Raw genomic sequence first — 18841 nt, 5'->3', positions numbered from 1 at the left:
GTTTCATGTCTAATTCACCCCTGAGCATTGAACAGTTTTTACGCGCCATGCCGAAAGTGGAGCTGCATTGCCACCTGTTTGGCACGGTGCGCCAGGCTACTTTCCGCGCGCTGGCCGCCAAGACGGGCAATGTCGTCACCCCCGAGGACATCGACGCGTTCTATACGCGCGGCGACAAGCCCGTCGGCGTGCTGCGCGTGCTGCGCGCGCTCGACGCGCACCTGATCGTCTCGCCGACCGACCTGTATTGCCTCGCCTACGAATACCTGGAAGACGTGCATGGCCATGGCGTGCGCTATGCGGAGTTCTTCTGGAACCCCACCGGCACCGTGCGCGTCTCGGGCATCCGCTATGACGCGGCGCAAGACGCCATCGTGGCCGCCATCCGCGACGCGCAGCGCGATTTTGGCGTGATCGGCCGTTTGATTCCCAGCATCGACCGCGAAGCCGCTCCCGCGGAAGCCGTGCAGATGGTGGAATGGATGAAGGCGCACCGCGCGCCGGAAGTCATCGGCATCGGCATCGACTACCGCGAAAACGACCGCCCGCCCGAGCTCTTCATCGAAGCCTACCGCGCCGCACGCGAGGCCGGCTTCAAATGCACGGCGCACGCGGGCGAATTCGGCATGCCGTGGATGAACGTGGCGACGGCCATCGACGAATTACAGGTGGACCGGGTCGACCATGGCTACACGATTGTCGACAATCCGGAACTGGCGCAGCGCTGCGTGGAGCGGGGCCTCGTGTTTACCGTGGTGCCGACCAATTCGTATTACCTGCGCACCCTGGCGCCCGAGCGCTGGGCATTGGACCACCCGATCCGCGCCATGGCCAAGCTGGGCTTGAAACTGCACCCAAACACGGACGACCCGACCCTGCACCACGTGACGCCGACGGGCGCCTGGATGATGATGCGCGAATTCGGCTTCGGCCTGGACGACATGCGCGGCTTCATGCTGAATGGCCTCGACGCGGCCTGGATCGATGAATCCACGCGGCGCGACTGGCGCGCGGAATTCACGCGCGAATTCGACGCGCTGCGCATGCGCGTCGTCGACGCTTCTTAAGCCGAGGCGGGTGGCGGCGCCAGCAGCAAGGATGGAAACGCCCGCTGCGGGCACGCCTGCCGCTCGCACACCTTGCAGCCCGTGCCGATCGGCGTGGCGCTGCTCGGGTCGTGCAAATCGAGTCCCTTCGAATAGATCAATCGGTGCGCCTGCGAGATGTCGCAGCCCAGCGCCACGGCAAAGGTCTTGCCCGGTGCCCGGAAGCCCGGCGACGCCGTGCTGACCTGGCGTGCTATCCATAGGTATGTGCAGCCGTCCGGCATGCTGGCCACCTGCGTCAGCACTTGCCCCGGATGGCTGAAGGCGTCGTACACGATCCATAGCGGACACGTGCCGCCCACTCTGGAAAAATGGAAGTCCGTGGCCGACTGGCGCTTCGAGACATTGCCGGCGCGGTCGACGCGCACGAAGAAGAATGGCAGTCCCGCCGCATCGGGGCGCTGCATGGTGCTCAGGCGGTGGCACACGGCTTCGAAGCCCACGCCGAACTGGTGCGCCAGACGCTCGATATCGTAGGCGCGCGCTTCCGCCGCCTGCAAGAAGCGCTGGTAGGGCATCAACAGGGCGCCGGCGAAATAGTTCGAGAACGCCAGGCGCGCGCTTGTTTGCGCGGCCGCACCGGAGAATCCTGCCGCCAGCACCAGGGCATCGATCAGGTCGCTGTGCTCGAGCAAGCTGATTTGCGCCGCCATCTGGAAGGCGCGCTGGCCGCCCGTCAGGGTGTCGGGTAGCCACAATATCTGTTGCTGGGCATCGTAGCGGTGCTTGCGCACCATGCCCGCGTCGCCATCGGACAGTTGCACCTTGACGCCGTGGCGCTCCAGCAAGCGGCCTTGCAGCGCATCGGGCGTGCGCAGGGCGGGATCGAATTCCCCGGCCACCAGCTCCGCCGCCCGGTCCAGTTCATCGATGTAGTTCTGCCGCCGGTTCAGGTATTCGCGCACTTCCTCGTCCGTGGATGGGGCCGCCGAACTGGCGCCGCGGCTGCCGTCGTCGAGACGCGCAGCCAGCGTGTCGGCCCGTTCCGCCATGACCCGGTAGCGCCGCTGCAAGAGCAAAATCGAGCGCGCCAGCTCCGGCATGTTTTCCACCAGCATCTTGAGTTCCGCCATCGACGTGGGCGGCGCATCGGGTAATTCGCCGAACACGTCGCGCACGTCGGCCACCAGGCTGGCGCTGTCGTGTTCGGAAAAGATTTGCGGATCGACGCCCAGCACGGTGCCGATGCGCAATAAAATCGGCACCGTCAGCGGACGCTGGTTGCGTTCCATCTGGTTCAGGTAGCTGGGTGAAATGCCCAGGGACTTGGCCAGCGCCACCTGCGTCATGCGCCGTTCCTCGCGCAGCCGCTGCAGGCGCACGCCCATGAAAACCTTTGCCATCGCGTTTCCTCTTCCCCGGTTTGTGGAATCTGCAAATTTACAACATTTGCAGATTAACAGATTCAGCTTTGCATTATCTCGCATTTTCACGCCTTGTTTGTGGCGGCTATTGTGCGAATAATGCAAACAGACCTATACCCACACCAGGAGACTTCGAGTGACCACGCAAAACGCTATTCCAACTGTTCCCCTCTTGATCAACGGCGAGTGGGTTGAATCCCAGACCACCGTCTGGCGCGACGTCGTCAATCCGGCCACGCAGGAAGTACTGGCCAAGGTGCCGTTCGCCACGCCGGAGGAAGTCAACGCGGCTATCGCCTCGGCCCAGCGGGCCTTCAAAACCTGGCGCAAGACGCCGATCGGCGCGCGTGCGCGCATCTTCCTCAAGCTTCAGCAGCTGATCCGCGAAAACATGGCCGACCTGGCCGCCACCTTGACGATGGAACAGGGCAAGACCCTGCTCGATGCGGAAGGCGACGTCTTCCGCGGCCTGGAAGTGGTGGAACATGCGGCCAATATCGGCACCCTGCAAATGGGCGAATACGCGCAAAACGTGGCTGGCGGCGTCGATACCTACAGCGTGATGCAGCCGCTGGGCGTGTGCGCCGGCATTACCCCGTTCAATTTCCCCGCCATGATCCCGCTGTGGATGTTCCCGATGGCGATTGCCTGCGGCAATACGTTTGTCTTGAAACCATCGGAGCAAGATCCGCTCGTGACGGAAAAGCTCGTGCGCCTGGCCTTGCAGGCGGGTATTCCGGCTGGCGTGCTGAACGTCATTCACGGCGGCGAAGACGTGGTCAACGCCCTGTGCGACCACCCGGACATCAAGGCGATTTCCTTCGTCGGTTCCAGCAAGGTGGGCACGCATGTGTACCAGCGCGCCAGCCTGAACGGCAAGCGCGCGCAATGCATGATGGGCGCCAAGAACCACGCCGTCGTCTTGCCGGATGCAAATAAAGAACAGACCCTGAACCAGCTGCTGGGTGCGGGTTTCGGCGCCGCCGGCCAGCGCTGCATGGCGGCATCGGTGGCCGTGCTGGTGGGCGAAGCGCGTGAATGGCTGCCGGAATTGTCGGCCAAGGCGCAAACCCTGACGGTCGGCGCGGGCAAGGACAATCCGGACCTGGGCCCGGTCATCTCGTGCGCGGCGAAAGAGCGCGTCTTCAGCCTGGTCGCCAAGGGTATCGAACAGGGCGCCGTGCTGACCCTCGATGGCCGCGACGTCAAGGTTGATGGCTATCCGAACGGTAACTTCGTCGGCCCGACGATTCTGTCCGGCGTGAAACCCGGCATGGTCGTGTATGACCAGGAAATCTTTGGCCCCGTATTGATCGTCGTCGAAGTCGATACCCTGGATGAAGCGATTGCCCTGGTGAACGCAAATCCGAACGGCAACGGCACGGCGCTGTTTACGCAAAGCGGCGCGGCCGCGCGCTACTTCCAGGAAGAAATCGACGTGGGGCAAGTTGGCATCAACGTGCCCATCCCCGTGCCCGTTCCCCTGTTCAGCTTTACGGGTTCGCGCGGCTCGAAACTGGGCGATTTGGGCCCGTTCGGCAAGCAGGTCGTGCTGTTCTACACGCAGACGCAAACGATCACCCAGCGCTGGTTCACGGACGCGGCCTCGGTGGGCAAGGTCAATACCACCATCAGCCTGAAATAAGGAGCTGGCATGGACTTTGAACTGAGCGACGAGCAGCGCGAGTTCCAGCAGGCGGCGCGCGCGTTTGCCGAAGGCGAACTGGCGCCGCACGCGGCCCATTGGGACGCGGAATCGATTTTTCCCGTGGAAACCATCGCCAAGGCGGGCGAGATGGGCTTTTGCGGCCTGTACACGCCGCAGCGCTGGGGCGGCCTTGGCCTCTCCCGCCAGGATGCGGCCATCGTGTTTGAAGAGCTGGCCGGTGGCTGCACCTCGACCACGGCCTATATCACCATCCACAACATGGCTACCTGGATGCTGTCGCGCTGGGGACAGGAAGCCCTGTGCGACGAATGGGTGCCGGCCCTGGCCGCCGGCCAGAAACTGGCCAGCTATTGCCTGACGGAACCGCAGTCGGGCTCCGACGCGGCCTCCCTGCGCACCAAGGCTCGCAGGGTGAACGACGAGGAGGGCGATTTTTATGTTCTCGACGGCACGAAAGCGTTTATCTCGGGTGCGGGCCAGACGGACATGCTGATCGTCATGGCGAGAACCGGCGGCGAGGGCGCGGCCGGTATTTCCGCCTTTGCCGTGCCGGCCAATCTGCCCGGCATCGTGTATGGCAAGAAGGAAGAAAAGATGGGCTGGAACAGCCAGCCCACGCGCATCATCAGCTTTGACCAGGTGAAAGTGCCGGCAGCGAACTTGCTGGGCGCGGAAGGCGAAGGCTTTGCCATTGCCATGAAGGGCATCGATGGCGGGCGCATCAATATCGCCGTGTGCTCGGTGGGCACGGCGCAGGCGGCCCTCACGCGGGCGCAGGCGTACATGAAGGAGCGCACGCAGTTCGGCCGCGAGCTGGCGCAATTCCAGGCCTTGCAATTCAAGCTGGCCGACATGCTGACGGAACTGGTGGCGGCGCGCCAGATGGTGCGTCTGGCGGCGTGGAAACTGGACCAGGAAAGTCCCGACGCCACGGCATATTGCGCCATGGCAAAACGTTTCGCCACGGATGTGGGTTTTAATGTTGCCAACGATGCGCTGCAATTGCATGGCGGCTATGGCTACATCCGCGAGTACCCGCTCGAGCGCCATGTGCGCGATACGCGGGTGCACCAGATCCTGGAAGGGACGAATGAAATCATGCGCCTGATCGTCGCGCGAGCGATTTTGAAAGACGGCGCCACGGAGAATCTGCGATGACCAAAGTGTATACAAATTTGCTGCTGGAACGCCATGGCCATACGGCCCTGGTGACGCTCGACAACCCGCCCGCCCATACGTGGACCCAGGCCAGCCTGAACGCGATGACGCAACTGGTGGCCGACCTGAATGCCGACCCGGACGTGTACGCTCTCGTGATCACGGGCGGCGGCGCCAAGTTCTTCTCTGCCGGTGCCGATCTGAAGGTGTTTGCCGATGGCAACAAGGACAAGGCGTTCGCCATGGCCGCCGTGTTTGGCGAAGCTTTTGAGGCGTTGTCCGCGTTTCGCGGCGTCAGCATCGCCGCCATCAATGGCTATGCCATGGGCGGCGGACTCGAATGTGCGCTGGCCTGCGACATCCGTATTGCTGAAGAACATGCGCAGATGGCTTTGCCGGAAGCCTCCGTCGGCTTGCTGCCGTGCGCGGGCGGCACGCAGCACTTGCCGTGGCTGGTAGGCGAAGGCTGGGCCAAGCGCATGATTTTATGTGGCGAACGGGTCGATGCGGCCAAGGCGCTGGCTATCGGCCTGGTCGAGGAAGTCGTGCCAACCGGCAAGGCTGCCGCCACAGCGCTGGCCCTGGCCGCCAAGGTGGCCCGTCAAAGCCCCAGCAGCGTGACGGCGTGCAAGACCCTGATCCAGGGCGCGCGCAGCCATCCGCTGGTCAACTCCCTGCCCGATGAACGCACCCTGTTCCTGGGCCTGTTCGATACGCAAGACCAGAAAGAAGGCGTGCAAGCGTTCCTGGAAAAACGTCCGGCGGAGTGGAAGAATGGCTGAAAGTACCCTGATTGAAACTGTGAAAATCGAGGAACGCGACTGTCCCGGCGGCATGAAGCTGGGCGTCATCACCCTCGATGCGCCAAAGTCCTTGCATGCATTGACCCTGGACATGATCCGCGCCATCGATGGCGCTCTCGTGCGCTGGGCCAGCGACGCTGCCATTGCCTGCGTGGTGCTGCAATCGTCGACCGACAAGGCTTTCTGCGCGGGCGGCGACGTGCGCAGCCTGCGCACGGCCATCGTCGAGCAGCCGGGCGTCGTGCCTAACCCGCAGGCGCTGGCCTTCTTTGCCGAGGAATACCGGCTCGACCACCGCATCCATACCTATGCAAAGCCGCTGATGGTGTGGGGCGGCGGCATCGTCATGGGGGGCGGCCTGGGCCTGATGGCCGGCGCCAGCCACCGCGTGGTGACGGAAAGCACGCGCATCGCCATGCCGGAAATCACCATTGGCCTGTTTCCCGACGTGGGCGGCAGCTGGTTCCTGGGCCGCATGCCGGGACGCAGCGGCCTGTTCCTGGGCTTGACGGGCGCGCCATTGAACGCGGCCGATGCCCTGTTTGCGGGTCTCGGCGACTATTTCCTGCGCCAGGAAGAGCGGGCCATGGTGCTCGACGCGCTGGCACTGGCGCAATGGCAAGCCAGCCCGCAGGAGAACAGCGAACAGCTGGACCGCTTGCTGCGCGGCTTTTCGGCGCCAACGACGGTGTTGCCCGTCTCGGAAGTGCGCGCCAACTTCGACGCCATCGCCGCGCTGACGCAAGCGCCCACCTTGCCTGAAGTGGTGGCCGCCATTGCCGCGTATGACGGCGATTCGGCGTGGCTGCAAAAGGCGGCCCACTCGCTGGACAAGGGCGCGCCCACTTCGGCCGCTTTGGTGTGGGCCATGCGCGAACGCACGCGGCATCTGAGCCTGGCGCAGGTGTTCCAGCTGGAATTGATCGTTGCCGTGCAATGCTGCGCCCATGCCGATTTCCGCGAAGGCGTGCGCGCCTTGCTGATCGACAAGGACAACGCGCCGCAGTGGCAGCCGGCAAGCCTGGCCGACATCAGCGCAGCGCATCTGGACGAGTATTTTGCGGCGCCGTGGACACAGCATCCATTGGCGGATCTACATTAAATAAAAGAATAACTGGAGACTTTCACCATGCAACATATCGCTTTTATCGGCCTGGGCAACATGGGCGCGCCGATGGCCCGCAATCTGGTGGCCGCCGGCTTCCACGTGTCCGTGTTCGACCTGGCGCCAGCCGCAGTGGCTTCGCTGGTCGAGGCGGGCGCCACGGCGGCGGCGTCCGCCAGCGCGGCCGTGCAGACGGCCGACGCCGTCATCACCATGCTGCCGGCCAACAAGCACGTGCAGGAGCTGTACCTGGCGGCCGGTGGCGTGCTGGACTCGGCCAAGCCGGGCGCCTTGTTCATCGATTGCAGCACCATCGCTGCCGACGTGGCGCGCCAGGTGGCGCAGGCGGCCAGCGAGCGGGGCTTTGCCATGATCGATGCGCCCGTCTCGGGCGGCACGGCGGGCGCGGCGGCCGGCACCCTGACCTTTATCGTCGGTGGCAGCGAAGCGGCCTTGCAGCAGGCGCGGCCTTTGCTGGAGAAGATGGGCAAGAATATCTTCCATGCGGGCGAGGCGGGTGCGGGCCAGGTGGCGAAGATTTGCAACAACATGCTGCTGGGTATTTTGATGGCCGGTACGGCCGAGGCCCTGAACCTGGGCGTGGCGCATGGCCTGGACCCGAAAGTGTTGTCCGACATCATGGCCAAGAGTTCGGGTCGCAACTGGACCCTGGAAGTGTACAACCCGTGGCCCGGTGTCATGGACGGCACGCCCGCTTCGCGCAATTACACGGGCGGCTTCGGCACGGCGCTGATGCTGAAAGACCTGGGCCTGGCGCAGCAGTCGGCCCTGTCGGCGAATGCGCCCACGCCCCTGGGCGGTCTGGTGCGCCAGCTGTATCAGATGCATGCGCAAGCCGGTTATGCGCAGCAGGATTTCTCCAGCATCGTGCAAATGCTGCAGCCGGGCTTGAACAAACCCGGCTGAGGAATTTTGGGCAAAAAAAAAGCCCGCTGGTAAAAGCGGGCTAAATCCAATTCTTGGAAGAGTTGGAGGAGACAGATGCATTATGCTGCATCGCCACATATAACTCCAATTTATATTTTGAATATCAAATATAGATTTTCATGATATCTCTTCCCGGTAGCCGCCTGGCGGCTACCGTTACTGCAACTTAGGCTGGATTGCAGGCGACCTTTACCGATGTCACATTCGCTTCGCCCATGGTGCCGCCGCCTGTGCCCGGCTGTACAACGCACAGCAGACCCTTCGGCTGCACGGAGACGCTGACGCCATAGGTATCGCCATAGGCGACGGAGCCGGCCATGGTAAAGGTCGTGGAGTCCTTGACCACTGTTGTTGTTGTACTACCGTTAATCAGCACCAGACCGTCCACCGTCAGGCCGGAAATCGTGCCACCCACGGTATATCTGTTTTGCGCGCAAGCAACAGCGGCGCTGATAGTGAGGTAATGACCAGCCGAACCGGAACCACCGCTGATGCTGCAAGTCATGTGCGCCGGTTGCTGCTGGATGGTGATGTTGTAGTCGGTACCATAGTCGATGCGCTTGGCAAAGGTAAACGCTGTTTTCCCCGCAGGAACCGGCAGGGAGTCGCCGCTATTGACCAGGATCAGTCCTTCATTGTTCAAGCCTGAGATCGTGCCGCTGACATCATACGAGGCCTTGCCGCCGCAAGCGGCCAGTCCCAAGGTCAGCAGCAGTGCGGCGATAGGGCGCAAGCAGGATAACTTCATGTATTTCTCCAAAAATAGGTGACGGATCGCAAGGATTACTGCGGCTTGCAGTCAAGTGTGGCTGCGGTCGTGGCGGCAGATCCCATCTTGCCGACCGTATCGCTGCCATCGGCACTGCTGGAACCCTGGAAGCGGCATGTCAGGCCCGTTGGCTGAGCCAGTATGGAAATGCCGTACGAGGCGCCGTCATCAACGCTTTTGAATTCGTAGGTTGTGGCGCCAGCCAGCAGGGTGGTGCCGTTGGGGCCCATCACCAGGCGCAAACCATCCGTGGTCAGGCCCGTGACCGTGCCGCTCAACGGGTAGGCGTTGGTCTGGCAGTTCACCTGGGCTGTAGTCACGGAGTAGCTCGATGCCTTGCCGACGCCATTGATAATGGTGCAAACGGCACCCTTGGGCTGTTGTGCGATAGTGATATTGTAGCGGTCATCGTTCTTGACCAGCTTGGTGAAAACAAAGCTGGCCTGGCCCGCAGGAATCGGCAAGCTTTCCCCGTCATTCAGGAGAATCAGGCCATCTTTGGCCAGGCCGACGACTTGGCCTTGCAGATACAGGTTGCCGCCGCTGCCACCGCAGGCTGCCAGTGTGACGGCGCAAGCCGCCGCCAGCATCGAGCGCAGGTACAAATTTTTCATACATTCTCCAAAACGAATTAGGTTGGGTAGCGCAACGCGGACGCTGGCGCCGCATTGGAATGGCGCCTATTTTAGTCTATCTGGCAAGCTGAATGATCTTGCCTTGTATCACCCTGTAACAATTTTTCGCCGGGAAGCGCTGGCCCGGCCCCATTTCATGGAGGCGCAGCCATGCCGGCGGCGGCGATCAATGCGACAATAGAGGCAGGCTGCGCACTGTGGCGTGGCATCCACCGTGAATCCCATGTCTCTTGCCCCTGTAAAACCTGCCGTGCCGCCCAAGGCCATCCTGTTCGACCTCGACGATACCTTGTGGCCCATCGCGCCCGTGATTGCCGCAGCGGAAACCCTGCTGCACGACTGGCTGGCCACGCATGCGCCCAAGGTGGCGCAGCAGTTTTCCATCGAGGTGCTGCGCCAGCACCGCCTGGCCATGCTCCATGAACAACCGCATTTCCATGGCAACCTGATCGAGTTGCGCCGCGCCGGCTTGCTGGCCGCCTTCGAGGCGGCCGGCGAGGATCCTGTCCTGGTCGATGGCGCCATCGCGCAGTTCCTGGCTGCGCGCCATCGCGTCCAGCCGTATGACGACGTCTTGCCTGGCCTTGCCTGGATGGGCCAGCGCATGCTGGTCGGCTCGATTTCGAATGGCAATGCGGACCTTGAAATTATCGGCCTGGCACAGCATTTTAAAGTCTCCATCGCCGCCAGCGATTTCGGCGTGGCCAAGCCTGACGCGAGCATCTTCCTGGCCGCTTGCGCCGCGCTGGGCGTGGCGCCGCATGAGGCCGTGTATGTGGGCGACGACCTGTATTTCGACGTCACGGGAGCGCAAGGAGCGGGCATGCGCGCCGTGTGGATGAACCGCAAGGGCAGCGACGCGCATCTGGCCGCCGGCGTGCAGCCCGACGCCATCTGCGCCAACTTCGATGAATTGCTGCTGTGGCTGCAGGGGCAACTGGAAGATTGATCGCCGCGGGGCGGGCGAACGTGCATAATAGGTGCTGTTGATGCACGTTCGGCCGCTTTCGTTGCCGCTTGCTTAACAACATACTTGCTTAAATAAAACACCATGCAACTCGATACACGTGCCCAAACACTGCTGAAAGCCCTGGTCGAGCGATATATCGCCGACGGCCTGCCGGTCGGTTCGCGCGCCTTGTCGAAAATTTCCGGCCTGGACCTGTCGCCGGCCACGATCCGCAACATCATGGCCGACCTGGAAGAACTCGGTTATGTGTCCAGCCCTCACACCTCGGCCGGACGCATCCCCACGCCGCGCGGCTACCGCATCTTTGTCGATACCTTGCTGACCGTCCGGCACCTGGACGAGCATCTGGTGGAGTCGCGCATGCGCCTGCAGACGCCGCAACCGCAAAAAACCATTGCCAACGCGGCGCAGATGCTGTCATCGCTGTCGCAGTTTGCCGGCGTCGTGCTCACTCCGCGCCGCGAATCCGTATTCCAGCAAATCGAATTCCTGCGCCTGTCCGAAAAACGCATCCTGCTCGTCATCGTCGCCCCCGGCGGCGACGTGCAGAACCGTTTATTGCTGACGGAGGCCGACTATACGCCGGCGCAACTGGTGCAATCGGCCAATTACATCAACCAGAATTATGGCGGCCTGTCATTCGATGCCGTGCGCGTGCGCCTGCAGGGTGAATTGCGCCAGTTGCGCGACGATATGGGCAGCCTGATGCAGGCGGCCGTGGAAGCGGGCAGCGAAGCGATGGCCGACCATAGCGATGACATGGTGATTTCCGGCGAGCGCAACTTGCTCAGCGTGAGCGATCTGTCATCGAATATGCATTCGCTGCGCCAGATGTTCGACATGTTCGAGCAAAAAACGGGTTTGATGCAGCTGCTCGACGTATCGAGCAAGGCGACGGGCGTGCAGATATTCATCGGCGGCGAATCGAACCTGGTGCCGATGGATGAGATGAGCGTGGTGACGGCGCCGTATGAAGTCAACGGCAAGATCGTGGGCACGCTGGGAGTGATCGGACCGACGCGCATGGCCTACGAGCGCGTCATCCCGATTGTCGATATCACGGCCAAGTTGCTGTCAAGCGCGCTCAGCCATCATTGATCGTACTGCCTGGCGCGCCAGCCGCCCCGTGGGAGCGGCCAGCTGTGGTCAGGCGGTTTTGTGCGGGCAAGCCGTCTTGATGCAGTTGCCATAGATGGCCAAGGCGTGTTCGGCGATCTTGAAGCCGCGCTCTTCGGCTACCTTTTGCTGGCGCACTTCGATGTCTTCGTCGAAGAATTCTTCGACCCGGCCACAGTCGAGGCACACCAGGTGGTCGTGGTGGGAACCTTCGTTGAGCTCGAAAATCGCCTTGCCGGTTTCAAAATGGTTGCGGTTGAGCAAGCCTGCCTGTTCGAATTGCGTCAGGACGCGGTAGACAGTTGCCAAGCCGACATCCATATTGTCGGCCAGCAGAATCTTGTAGACGTCTTCCGCGGTCAGGTGGCGTACCGGGCTACTCTGGAAGATATCGAGTATCTTCAGCCGTGGCAGGGTGGCTTTCAGGCCGCTTGCCTTGAGATCACTAGGATTGTTACTCATGTTTGTTGCTCGTATGTGGGTCAGGTGCTTTATCATATAGCGTTTTAGCGGGGAGTGCCAAAATATGCATTTTTTGGCAGGCCGGCCACTCCTGGCGTTTTGTTCATCAAATTGAGGTCATTTATGCGCGTAACACCGGCTGTATTGCCATCTCTCTGGCACCGTATTTCATTTCGAGCACCAGTCGTGGCAGGCATGGTCTGTGTCGCGCTGGCCATGTCCGGCTGCGCCAGCCGTGGCATCCTTGGCGAAAAGCCGGCAGCTGCTCAAAAAGAAGGCAAGGAACTGGTCCCCGAACAGGGCGCACAAACGACCACCATTACGCCACTGCAAAAATTCATGTGGTTTTTCTCGCCCTACCGTCCTGACATTCAACAAGGCAACTTTGTCTCCGAAGAGATGCTGGCTCAGTTGAAAGTGGGCATGACGCGCGACCAGGTGCGTTTCGTCCTCGGCACCTCGCTGCTGACCGATATCTTCCATGCCGACCGCTGGGATTATCCATTCCGCCTGGCCCGGGGCAGTGGCGAAACCACCAGCAGCCGCGTGGTCGTGTACTTCGGCAAGGATGGCAAGGTTGAACGTTTCGAAGGCGGCAACTTGCCGACGGAGAAAGAATACATCGACCGTATCGCCGGCCCGTCGCCGTTCGCCAAGGTTGCCAAGGCCGACGTGCCTGCCGCCGCCGTGCCATCGCCCGTGGCGCCAAGCGCCGTGCCCGTGCCGGCCGATGCCGCGCCCGCCATTCCTGTGAGTAAGCCGGAAGTGACGCCTGCGCCTGCCGCCGAGCCTGCACCTGCTGCCGAACCCACCAAATAAGTTGCTGTAAGAGAATAAAATGACTGAACTGAAAATTGCCATCGCTGGCGCCAGCGGCCGCATGGGCCATATCCTGATCGAAGCGGTCAGCAATGCGCCTGACGCCGTGCTGGCCGGCGCCCTCGACCGCGCTGGTTCGCCTTCCGTCGGCCAGGATGCGGCCGCCTTCCTGGGCAAGCCTGCCGGCGTGCTGATCGCATCCGATCTGGCCACCGGCCTGGCCGGCGCCGATTACCTGATCGACTTCACGCGTCCCGAAGGCACTTTGCAGCATCTGGCGTATTGCGCCGAGCATGGCATCAAGATGATCATCGGCACCACGGGTTTCGATGATGCGGGCAAGGCCGCCATTGCCGCCGCCGCCGAAAAGACGGCCATCATGTTCGCGCCGAACATGAGCGTGGGCGTGAATGTCACCATGAAGCTGCTGGAACTGGCCGCGAAAAGCCTGTCCGAAGGCTACGATATCGAGATCATCGAAGCGCATCACCGCTTCAAGGTCGATGCGCCATCGGGCACCGCCCTGCAAATGGGCGAAGTGGTGGCCGGCGCCCTGGGCCGCGACCTGAAGGAATGCGCCGTGTACGGCCGCGAAGGCGTGACGGGCGAACGCGACCCGTCGACCATCGGCTTTGCCACCATCCGCGGCGGCGATATCGTCGGCGATCATACGGTGCTGTTTGCCGGCATCGGCGAGCGCATCGAGATCAGCCACAAGTCGAGCAGCCGCGTCACCTACGCCCACGGCGCCCTGCGCGCCGCGCGTTTCCTGGCCGACAAGCCGACCGGCCTGTTCGACATGCAGGATGTGCTGTCGCTGAAGAACTGAGGAAGACCATGGCCACTGCAATACTGAACGGCAAAGAGATTACCGACGCAGCGAGCTTTCACGCGCAATGCGTGCAAGCCTTCGGCTTCCCCGAGTTCTACGGCAACAGCATGGACGCCTGGGTTGATTGCCTCAGCTATCTGCGCGATGACGAAAACATGACGCAGTTCCGTTTGAAGCCGAACGAAGTGCTCGACATTGTTGTGCAGGATGCGGAAGCAATGAAGGCGCAAGTGCCGGACTTGCTGGAAGAAATCACGTTCTGTATCGCCGGCATCAATGAGCGCTATGACGATTATGGCGAGAAGCCGGCGTTGAAGCTGGTATTGAAGTAGGTCGGATTAGCGCGCAAGCGCGTAATCCGACATACCCAACATTTACACGATCTTGCGTTCGCGCAAGCCGTCAATCTGGCCGCCATCGAGGCCCAGCCACTGCTGCAGCACCTCGTCCGTATGCTGCCCCAGCAATGGCGGCGGCAAGCGGTATTGCACCGGCGAAGCCGACAGGCGCACGGGATTGGCCACCAGCGCCACCGTGCCCGCCGTGGGATGCGGCATTTCCACTTTCAAGCCACGCGCCACCACTTGCGGGTCGGCAAAGACCTGGTCGATGCGGTTGACGGGACCGCACGGCACGGCTTGCGCCTCGAAGGCGCTGATCCACTCGGCCGTCGTGCGCATGACCGTGGTCTGGCGCATCAGGGGGATCAAGATCGCCCGGTGTGCCACGCGCTGCGGATTGGTGGCGAAACGTTCGTCCTGCGCCCATTCCGGGTGGCCGGCGACGGCGCAAAAGCGCGAAAATTGGCCATCGTTACCGATCGCCAAAATCATGTCGCCGTCGGCCGTGGGGAAGTCCTGGTAGGGCACAATGTTCGGATGGGCATTGCCCATGCGCTGCGGCACCTTGCCGCCGCACAGGTAATTGGCCGCCTGGTTGCCCAGCGCGGCCACTTGCACGTCGAGCAAGGCCAGGTCGATATGCTGGCCCAGGCCCGAGCGTTCGCGTTCGGCCAGCGCCGCCTGCACGGCGATGGTGGCGTACAGGCCCGTCAGGATGTCCGTCTGCGCCACGCCCACTTTTTGCGGACCCGCGCCCGGCTGGCCGTCGGGCACGCCCGTGATGCTCATCAAGCCGCCCATGCCCTGGATCAGGAAGTCATAGCCGGCGCGCGCCGCGTACGGCCCATCCTGGCCAAAGCCCGTGATGGAGCAGTAGACGAGGCGCGGGTTGAGTGCCAGCAAGCTGGCCGCATCGAGGCCGTATTGCTTCAAACCATCGAGCTTGAAATTTTCCAGCAGCACGTCCGCTTCGGCCGCCAGCTGGCGCACCAGGGCTTGCCCTTCGGGCGCGGCCAGGTCGATGCACAAGGAACGTTTGTTGCGGTTGGCGCACTGGAAATAGGCAGCCTCGGCGGTGTCGCGGCCATCTGCATCTTTCAGGTATGGTGGGCCCCAGGAGCGCGTGTCGTCGCCGCGGCCCGGCTGTTCAACCTTGACGACGTCGGCGCCCAGGTCGGCCAGCATTTGCCCGGCCCACGGGCCGGCCAGCACGCGCGACAGGTCCAGCACGCGCAAGCCGGTCAGCGGCGCGGGCCGCAGGGTGGAAGCCAAGGCGTCCATTAGTTGAACGCGGCGATGCCGGTGATGGCGCGGCCGATGATCAGCGCGTGCACATCGTGCGTGCCTTCATAGGTGTTGACCACTTCCAGGTTGACCAGGTGGCGGATGACGCCGAACTCGTCGGAAATACCGTTGCCACCCATCATGTCGCGCGCCATGCGGGCAATATCGAGCGCCTTGCCGCAGCTGTTGCGCTTCATGATCGAGGTGATTTCCACGGCGGGCGAGCCTTCATCCTTCATGCGGCCCAGGCGCAGGCAGCCTTGCAAGCCCATGGTGATTTCCGTCAACATGTCGGCCAGTTTCTTTTGCACCAGCTGGTTCGCTGCCAACGGGCGGCCGAATTGCTGGCGGTCCATCGTGTACTGGCGCGCCTTCAGGTAGCAGTCTTCTGCCGCGCCCAGCGCACCCCAGGCGATGCCGTAGCGGGCGCTGTTCAGGCAGGTGAACGGGCCTTTCAGGCCGCGCACGTCGGGGAAGGCATTTTCTTCCGGGCAAAACACTTCATCCATGACGATTTCACCGGTGATGCTGGTGCGCAAGCCGACCTTGCCGTGGATTTCCGGCGCCGACAGGCCTTTCCAGCCTTTTTCCAGCACGAAGCCGCGGATCGCGCCTTCATCGTCCTTGGCCCAGACGACGAACACGTCGGCGATGGGGCTGTTGGTGATCCACATCTTGGCGCCGGAGAGACTATAGCCGCCCGGTACCTTGCGCGCGCGCGTGACCATGCTGCCAGGATCGGAACCATGGTTCGGCTCCGTCAGGCCGAAGCAGCCGATGAATTCGCCCGTCGCCAGTTTCGGCAGGTACTTCTGCTTGGTTTCCTCGTTGCCGAAGGCATTGATCGGCACCATCACCAGCGACGATTGCACGCTCATCATCGAGCGGTAGCCCGAATCGACGCGCTCGACTTCGCGCGCGGCCAGGCCGTAGCAAACATAGTTCAGGCCGGCCCCGCCGTATTCTTCGGGAATGGTCGTGCCCAGCAAGCCCAGCTCTCCCATTTCGCGGAAGATGGCGGCATCCGTGCGGCCATGGCGGAACGATTCGAGGACCCTGGGCACCAGACTGCCCTGGCAATAATCGCGGGCCGCTTCCAGCACGGCGCGTTCGTCGCCCGTCAGTTGTTCTTCCAGCAGCAGGGGGGAATTCCAGTTGAATACGGTTTTGCTCATCACAGGCCTCGCAGGTGAGCGCCGGTGATCGGCGCAAGATTGAATATGGCTCATGGTAGGTTTTTGCCTAGCCTTGCGCAAACGATTTTTTCGCACCCAGACATGCGTGTTGCGCATATCTTGCGGCATACTAGGGACCTTTCACCGGCCGGATACCCCCATGTCACGCAAAATTCCCATGCTGCAAGCCCTGAACTGCTTCGAGGCGGCTGCGCGGCACCAGAGCTACACGCATGCGGCGCGCGAACTGTCGCTGACGCAAAGCGCCGTGTCGCGGCAGATTTCATCCTTGGAAACTTTTCTTGGCGTGCAATTGTTTCAGCGCACGCGCCATGGCGTGTTGCTGACCAGCGCCGGCGCCGCGTATGCGCGGCAGATCGCGGCCCGTCTCGACGGCCTGGAGCGCGACACGCTCGACACCATGGCGCGCCAGGGCGGCGGCGGCGCCTTGCAGCTGGCTTCGGTACCCACGTTTGCCACGCGCTGGCTGATGCCGCGGCTGTCTTCGCTGGCGCAACTGCACCCGGATATCGTCGTGCATATCGACGCGTATACAAAACCGTTCATGTTTGCCGATACGGAATACGACGGCGCCCTGTACGCGGGCACGCCCGAGCAGCTGGCGCGCTGGCCCGGGACGCGCGCCACCTTGCTCATGCATGAAGAAATCGTGCCCGTTGCCAGTCCGCGCCTTCTGGCGGCGCGCAGCGCCTGGCAGCCGCAGGATTTGCTGGAACTGACCTTGCTGCAACAAAGTACGCGCCCGGGCGCCTGGCGCCAGTGGTTTGACGCCATGCAGGTCGAGGGAGAGGGGCGCGATGGGGCGCACTATGGCGCCCGTTATGAACTGTTTTCCATGCTGGCCATGGCGGCCGTGCAGGGGCAGGGCGTGGTCTTGCTGCCACGCATGCTGGTTGAAGCGGAGCTGGCGCGTGGCGAATTGCGCATCGCATGCGAGCGCCCACTGCGCGGCCAGCGGGCGTATTACCTGATCACGCCTGAAACGGCGCATGAAAAGACGGCCCTGCAGCAATTGCGCGCATGGCTGCAGGGTGAAGCCGCCTAAACGACCTTGCCGGTATCGAAATGGGGATTGTCGATCAGGCCGATCTGGTTGCCGAACGGATCGAGCAATTCCACCGTGCGGATGCCGTCGCCCACGTCGGTGATCGGGTGGTGCAGGCTGCCGCCCAGTGCCACGATGCGCTCGACTTCCTGCTCGATGCCGTCCACGCCCCAGTACGTCACGCTGCCCTGGGTGCCAGGCTGGCCGTCTGGCAGCAAGCCCAGCTCGAAGCCGCCGATGGCAAAACCGACATAGAACGGCTGGTCGAAGTAGGGCGTGGTATTGAATACCTGGCTGTACCAGGCCTTGGCCTTGTCCAGGTCGGGGACGGGATAGGTGACGGTGCGCAAGCCCTTGATCATGTTCTGCTCCTGGTAAATGAAGAATAACGCCATCATGCCACCGGCGCGCGCGTGGCGATTGTAAAAATGGAAGGTTTCAATGGTGGCGGTGCATAAGCCACGCCTCGGGCGAGCTGCGGGCGAAATCCTGGAAATCGTGGATCAGGTGCGACTGGTCGAAATAGCCAAATTGCAAGGCGACTTGCGCCCAGTCCGGCTGTCCCGCCAGGCTTGTCAGTCCCTGGCTGGCGGCGCGAAAGCGGCAGATGCGGGCAAACAGCTTGGGGCTGATGCCCACTTGCTGGCGAAATTGCAGCGCCAGGTGCTGGCGCGACACGCCCAGTTGCCGCGCCAGGCCATCCACGCGCACCTGGCCGCATGCGCGCTCGATGGCCGCGATGGCATGTTCGGCCGCGCCGGGCTGACGCCGTGGCGGCGCGCTGCGCAGACGCAGCAGCAGATAGTCTTGCAAAATAGAAATTCTTTGCGCATTGGACAAGGGCTCGCTCCACAGGGCGTCAGCCAGGCGCGCCGCCAGTTCGCGGCCCCACAGCTGCTGCAATCCCGTGCGGCCATCGCTGAGTTCACACAAGGGCAGCTGGAAGAAGCGGGCCGCCGCGCCCGGCTTGAAGCGGGCCGCCACCGTTTGCACGAGGCCCTGGCTGACGACGGCGATCGGCGCCGTCATCATGCCGACGGCAAAGCTGGCATCCTGCTGGTCCTGGCACAGGATGTCGATGCAATTGTCGGGCAAGACCTGGTGCGTCAGGGGCGTGGCGCCCGTTCGCACGCGGCACGTCCAGACGCAGTCCAGCCAGGGCCGCAGGGCGGGGATGGGCGGATATTCCTGGTAGACGATCATGGCCGGACTTGAAGTA

The 18841-nt window shown here is 62.7% G+C and carries 20 protein-coding genes; 12 read left to right on the top strand and 8 right to left on the bottom strand.

What is annotated here, in order from left to right:
• Nucleotides 1-5 precede the first annotated feature (5 nt).
• Complete coding sequence (locus JAB1_RS22285; protein ID WP_070281781.1) at nucleotides 6-1067, top strand: adenosine deaminase; 1062 nt, start codon at nucleotides 6-8, stop codon at nucleotides 1065-1067.
• On the opposite strand, the gene JAB1_RS22280 is transcribed toward JAB1_RS22285, so the two are convergent.
• Nucleotides 1064-2449 (bottom strand): short-chain fatty acyl-CoA regulator family protein, encoded by a 1386-nt coding sequence (locus tag JAB1_RS22280; RefSeq protein WP_070281780.1) that lies wholly within the window; start codon nucleotides 2447-2449, stop codon nucleotides 1064-1066. The genes JAB1_RS22285 and JAB1_RS22280 overlap by 4 nt on opposite strands.
• A gap of 157 nt (nucleotides 2450-2606) precedes the next feature.
• Between JAB1_RS22280 and JAB1_RS22275 the strand changes: the two genes are divergently transcribed.
• Genes JAB1_RS22275 through mmsB form a run of 5 tightly spaced genes read left to right on the top strand, consistent with a single transcriptional unit; the run spans nucleotide 2607 to nucleotide 8132 of the window.
• Nucleotides 2607-4115 (top strand): CoA-acylating methylmalonate-semialdehyde dehydrogenase, encoded by a 1509-nt coding sequence (locus JAB1_RS22275; protein WP_034778805.1) that lies wholly within the window; start codon nucleotides 2607-2609, stop codon nucleotides 4113-4115.
• A 9-nt stretch (nucleotides 4116-4124) separates the two neighbouring features.
• Nucleotides 4125-5297: an acyl-CoA dehydrogenase family protein gene (locus JAB1_RS22270; protein ID WP_070281779.1), complete on the top strand. Its 1173-nt coding sequence runs from the start codon at nucleotides 4125-4127 to the stop codon at nucleotides 5295-5297.
• Nucleotides 5294-6079, top strand: a complete 786-nt coding sequence (locus JAB1_RS22265) for an enoyl-CoA hydratase (protein ID WP_070281778.1) — start codon at nucleotides 5294-5296, stop codon at nucleotides 6077-6079. The genes JAB1_RS22270 and JAB1_RS22265 overlap by 4 nt, the downstream gene beginning before the upstream one ends.
• The gene (locus JAB1_RS22260; protein WP_070281777.1) at nucleotides 6072-7202 is read left to right on the top strand and encodes an enoyl-CoA hydratase/isomerase family protein; all 1131 of its coding nucleotides are present in this window, start codon (nucleotides 6072-6074) and stop codon (nucleotides 7200-7202) included. Before JAB1_RS22265 ends, JAB1_RS22260 begins: the two co-directional genes overlap by 8 nt.
• Nucleotides 7203-7229: 27 nt before the next feature.
• Entirely contained in the window at nucleotides 7230-8132 is a 903-nt protein-coding gene (mmsB, locus tag JAB1_RS22255) for a 3-hydroxyisobutyrate dehydrogenase (RefSeq protein WP_070281776.1), read from the top strand.
• 187 nt (nucleotides 8133-8319) lie between these two features.
• On the opposite strand, the gene JAB1_RS22250 is transcribed toward mmsB, so the two are convergent.
• Together JAB1_RS22250 and JAB1_RS22245 are read right to left on the bottom strand one after the other, a co-directional pair.
• Nucleotides 8320-8901, bottom strand: coding sequence for a DUF4369 domain-containing protein (locus JAB1_RS22250; protein WP_070281775.1), 582 nt, complete (start codon nucleotides 8899-8901; stop codon nucleotides 8320-8322).
• Between the two features lie 35 nt (nucleotides 8902-8936).
• The gene (locus JAB1_RS22245) at nucleotides 8937-9536 is read right to left on the bottom strand and encodes a hypothetical protein (RefSeq protein WP_070254715.1); all 600 of its coding nucleotides are present in this window, start codon (nucleotides 9534-9536) and stop codon (nucleotides 8937-8939) included.
• A gap of 244 nt (nucleotides 9537-9780) precedes the next feature.
• On the opposite strand from JAB1_RS22245, the gene JAB1_RS22240 reads away from it, so the two are divergent.
• Nucleotides 9781-10506 carry an HAD family hydrolase gene (locus tag JAB1_RS22240; RefSeq protein ID WP_070281893.1) on the top strand — a complete coding sequence of 242 codons (726 nt, stop codon included), beginning with the start codon at nucleotides 9781-9783 and terminating at the stop codon, nucleotides 10504-10506.
• Nucleotides 10507-10608: 102 nt separating this feature from the next.
• Nucleotides 10609-11625 carry a heat-inducible transcriptional repressor HrcA gene (gene hrcA / locus JAB1_RS22235; protein WP_034778783.1) on the top strand — a complete coding sequence of 339 codons (1017 nt, stop codon included), beginning with the start codon at nucleotides 10609-10611 and terminating at the stop codon, nucleotides 11623-11625.
• A 48-nt stretch (nucleotides 11626-11673) separates the two neighbouring features.
• On the opposite strand, the gene fur is transcribed toward hrcA, so the two are convergent.
• The gene (gene fur, locus JAB1_RS22230) at nucleotides 11674-12105 is read right to left on the bottom strand and encodes a ferric iron uptake transcriptional regulator (protein ID WP_034778781.1); all 432 of its coding nucleotides are present in this window, start codon (nucleotides 12103-12105) and stop codon (nucleotides 11674-11676) included.
• A 195-nt stretch (nucleotides 12106-12300) separates the two neighbouring features.
• On the opposite strand from fur, the gene JAB1_RS22225 reads away from it, so the two are divergent.
• The 3 genes from JAB1_RS22225 to JAB1_RS22215 are packed head-to-tail and all read left to right on the top strand — an operon-like array spanning nucleotide 12301 to nucleotide 14088.
• Nucleotides 12301-12924: an outer membrane protein assembly factor BamE gene (locus tag JAB1_RS22225; RefSeq protein ID WP_070281774.1), complete on the top strand. Its 624-nt coding sequence runs from the start codon at nucleotides 12301-12303 to the stop codon at nucleotides 12922-12924.
• Nucleotides 12925-12943: 19 nt separating this feature from the next.
• On the top strand, nucleotides 12944-13753 hold the full coding sequence (gene dapB / locus JAB1_RS22220) for a 4-hydroxy-tetrahydrodipicolinate reductase (RefSeq protein WP_070281773.1): 810 nt from the start codon (nucleotides 12944-12946) through the stop codon (nucleotides 13751-13753).
• An 8-nt stretch (nucleotides 13754-13761) separates the two neighbouring features.
• A complete protein-coding gene (locus JAB1_RS22215) occupies nucleotides 13762-14088 on the top strand; it encodes a barstar family protein (protein ID WP_034778777.1) in 327 nt (108 codons plus the stop codon).
• 42 nt (nucleotides 14089-14130) lie between these two features.
• On the opposite strand, the gene JAB1_RS22210 is transcribed toward JAB1_RS22215, so the two are convergent.
• Together JAB1_RS22210 and JAB1_RS22205 are read right to left on the bottom strand one after the other, a co-directional pair.
• The gene (locus JAB1_RS22210) at nucleotides 14131-15378 is read right to left on the bottom strand and encodes a CaiB/BaiF CoA-transferase family protein (RefSeq protein ID WP_070281772.1); all 1248 of its coding nucleotides are present in this window, start codon (nucleotides 15376-15378) and stop codon (nucleotides 14131-14133) included.
• A complete protein-coding gene (locus JAB1_RS22205; protein ID WP_070281771.1) occupies nucleotides 15378-16556 on the bottom strand; it encodes an acyl-CoA dehydrogenase in 1179 nt (392 codons plus the stop codon). Before JAB1_RS22205 ends, JAB1_RS22210 begins: the two co-directional genes overlap by 1 nt.
• Before the next feature lie 160 nt (nucleotides 16557-16716).
• On the opposite strand from JAB1_RS22205, the gene JAB1_RS22200 reads away from it, so the two are divergent.
• Nucleotides 16717-17622 (top strand): LysR substrate-binding domain-containing protein, encoded by a 906-nt coding sequence (locus JAB1_RS22200; RefSeq protein ID WP_070281770.1) that lies wholly within the window; start codon nucleotides 16717-16719, stop codon nucleotides 17620-17622.
• Here the strand turns inward: JAB1_RS22200 and JAB1_RS22195 are convergent.
• Nucleotides 17619-18020, bottom strand: a complete 402-nt coding sequence (locus JAB1_RS22195) for a VOC family protein (RefSeq protein ID WP_231958488.1) — start codon at nucleotides 18018-18020, stop codon at nucleotides 17619-17621. The genes JAB1_RS22200 and JAB1_RS22195 overlap by 4 nt on opposite strands.
• A gap of 40 nt (nucleotides 18021-18060) precedes the next feature.
• A complete protein-coding gene (locus JAB1_RS22190) occupies nucleotides 18061-18825 on the bottom strand; it encodes a helix-turn-helix domain-containing protein (RefSeq protein ID WP_254672190.1) in 765 nt (254 codons plus the stop codon).
• Nucleotides 18826-18841: the final 16 nt, after the last annotated feature.

Origin of the sequence: Janthinobacterium sp. MP5059B (assembly GCF_001758645.1) — a bacterium.
In the GTDB taxonomy this organism is placed as follows: Bacteria; Pseudomonadota; Gammaproteobacteria; order Burkholderiales; family Burkholderiaceae_D; genus Janthinobacterium; species Janthinobacterium lividum.
Note: the sequence above shows the minus strand (reverse complement) of the source record. Positions and strands in the feature narration are given on the sequence as shown.